This window comes from Capnocytophaga sp. oral taxon 324 str. F0483, from assembly GCF_000318315.2.
GTDB classification, from domain to species: domain Bacteria; phylum Bacteroidota; class Bacteroidia; order Flavobacteriales; family Flavobacteriaceae; genus Capnocytophaga; species Capnocytophaga ochracea.
The window spans coordinates 13,191-15,694 of sequence record NZ_KB291531.1 but is presented as its reverse complement, the minus strand read 5'-3'; the positions used below and the strand labels follow the sequence as shown (position 1 = coordinate 15,694).

Below are 2,504 nucleotides of genomic sequence, written 5' to 3'. Positions count from 1 at the left end.
GGCACAGCCTCATTCCTCTAATACAACCTCACACTCCATTTTCTAATTTCCTCATTCTCTAATTCCCTCATTCTCTAATTATTTATTGTAACTTTGCCAAAAGTTTAAACGGATTTTGTTATGTTTATCTTTGTCTTGTATTATTTCTCGTATTATTAACGTATAAAACTAAACTTTTATGGATACCTTAAATTGTATTTTAGGACTGTTTTATATATTATTGGGATTCCTAATCTCAAAATTCCCTAACTTATTATCAGGCTATAACACATTGTCTGATGAAGAGAAAGAATCTTTAAAAAACACAGATTATACGCTGTATCTGCGTAATGTCTTTATTATTTGTGGATTAGCTTCTATTTTTTTTTCTTTTTTGTCTCGTTCCGTTGTCTGGGATATTTGTATTTCCATATTATTAGGCTTGCTTATTCCCATTTTATCCGTACTACGATTTAATCCTATAAAAAAACAATCTTCTTCTAAAAAAACTATTTACATTGTTCTTTTCTTAATCGGGGCTGTGTGTATTTTTCTTTTTTATGGAATGAGAGAAAGTGATATTGAGGTTAGCAAAGAAAGAATTGAGAATTCAGGTCTTTATCATTTTAATATTAAAATGAAAGATATTGATTCAATAACTCTTATTAACGAATTACCTAAATTTGTTTTGCGAACTAACGGATTTGATGTAGGAATCATCAAAAAGGGATTTTTTAAAACCGAAAAAGGAGATGTATATAAACTTTCTTTACGTGTTAATACAAAACCTTACATTAAGATTTATCACTCCAAAAATCAAATACTTCTTTTGAATTATGGCGATTCTATACAAACTTTACAATTATTCAATAATATCAAAACACATATGAAATGAACCCAAATTTTATAATTTCGCCTAAAACATTAACTCTTATTACGGACATTCACTAGTAGCTTTTTCTTGTATATCTTGTAGCAAGAATGATGACCCAGCAGACAATGACCTTTTTGTAGGAACCTACAAAGGTAAAGTCTCTTACTCCGATAGTCAACAGAAAAAATCCGCTGACAATGGAGCCGTAACAGTTATTAAAACAGGAAATGACTATTATTTCCGTTTTTCAGATGGTATTCCTGACCTTAAAGGTGTTAGCTTCAAAAAAGAAGGAGATAACACTTTAGTAAACATCGACTTAAAAGATGGTGTGAAAATCATTAGAATCAACGCCTCTTCATTGAACATTTTGTATACTACAGATGGGAAAACCTGGATTGCTAACGCCAGTAGGTAATTCTAAAAGAAGTACTAAAAAACCCCGAAAACATATATTTTCGGGGTTTTTTCATTTTTAATATGTGCTCTTCCTTCCTTATTACTTCTTTTTAAATATCAAATTTATCAAGAATAAAATAACAATAGCTCCAATAGCTCCTGTCAAGATAGCACCAATCCATCCTCCTCCAAGTGAGACGTGAAACACATCTCCTAAAAGCCAATACCCCACGATACTTCCAAGAATACCAATAATGATATTGCCTATAAGACCTAATCCACTACCTTTGTAGATAGTTCCTCCTAACCATCCAGCGATGGCTCCAATAATAAGTGTTGCGATAATACCCATAATTTTTAATATTAAATTAGGGTACAAAGGTAAGAATTATCATCTAAAAAAACAAATAAAAATCATAAAAGGGAGAGGATTCGCTCGCTTTACTTGGCGTTATTGTTCAGATTATTTACTTATACATTTTGTAAATTGCTTTCAAATTTCGTAGCTCTGTGATGTGCGAGCCACACGGACAGGAAAAACAGTGTGAGCCGCTTTCAAACTTTATAGCTATATGATTGATAACAACTTAGTTAATTTTCAAATTTGCTAATTCTCAAATTTGCCAATTTATAGTTGTGAATTGCTTTCAAATTTTGTAGTTTTGCATCTGAAACTAACTATTAGTTAAATAATATCATTGCTAAACCCCAGAAAAAGGCAAGCAGTAGCAACCAAGGCAAGCAACCTGAAAACATACTCAGTATGACTTTTATAGCTTCTATTAAAAAATTATCTTTCATAGTGATACTATTTTAGAGTGCAAAGATAATAAAACATTAGCAATTTTAAACCTTTGTCGTCTTGTTAATTTGTCCCTATTTACATAATATGGTAAACAAAAAAAAGGAGTATATAATTGTAAATTAATTCCAAATTTTGTAGTTTTGCGATTGATAACAACTGAGTACCCCTAATATATAAGGGTCTATTGGTTGTGAATTGCTTTCAAATTTTGTAGTTTTGCGATTGATAACAACTAATTGTAGAAATTCGTAAAGTGTCATCTTGTTGTGAATTGCTTTCAAATTTTGTAGTTTTGCGATTGATAACAACGCAACATAATATTCAGCAATATCAAATTCGGTTGTGAATTGCTTTCAAATTTTGTAGTTTTGCGATTGATAACAACACAGGTGTACAAGAGCACCTTGCAGGTGCTGTTGTGAATTGCTTTCAAATTTTGTAGTTTTG

General features: G+C 30.9%; 3 protein-coding genes. 2 read left to right on the top strand and 1 reads right to left on the bottom strand.

Annotation, left to right across the window (positions count from 1 at the left end):
- Positions 1–178 precede the first annotated feature (178 nt).
- The gene (locus HMPREF9072_RS09780; protein WP_009411578.1) at positions 179–874 is read left to right on the top strand and encodes a DUF3784 domain-containing protein; all 696 of its coding nucleotides are present in this window, start codon (positions 179–181) and stop codon (positions 872–874) included.
- A 28-nt stretch (positions 875–902) separates the two neighbouring features.
- Positions 903–1,271, top strand: a complete 369-nt coding sequence (locus HMPREF9072_RS12560) for a hypothetical protein (protein WP_083475902.1) — start codon at positions 903–905, stop codon at positions 1,269–1,271.
- An 81-nt stretch (positions 1,272–1,352) separates the two neighbouring features.
- Here HMPREF9072_RS12560 and HMPREF9072_RS09775 read toward each other — a convergent pair whose 3' ends face one another.
- Complete coding sequence (locus HMPREF9072_RS09775; RefSeq protein WP_009411577.1) at positions 1,353–1,604, bottom strand: GlsB/YeaQ/YmgE family stress response membrane protein; 252 nt, start codon at positions 1,602–1,604, stop codon at positions 1,353–1,355.
- Between the last annotated feature and the right edge of the window lie 900 nt (positions 1,605–2,504).

Coding starts and splice junctions, on each gene's coding strand:
- HMPREF9072_RS09780 (WP_009411578.1), top strand. CDS start 179: ATGGATACCTTAAATTGTATTTTAGGACTGTTTTATATATTATTGGGA.
- HMPREF9072_RS09775 (WP_009411577.1), bottom strand. CDS start 1,604: ATGGGTATTATCGCAACACTTATTATTGGAGCCATCGCTGGATGGTTA.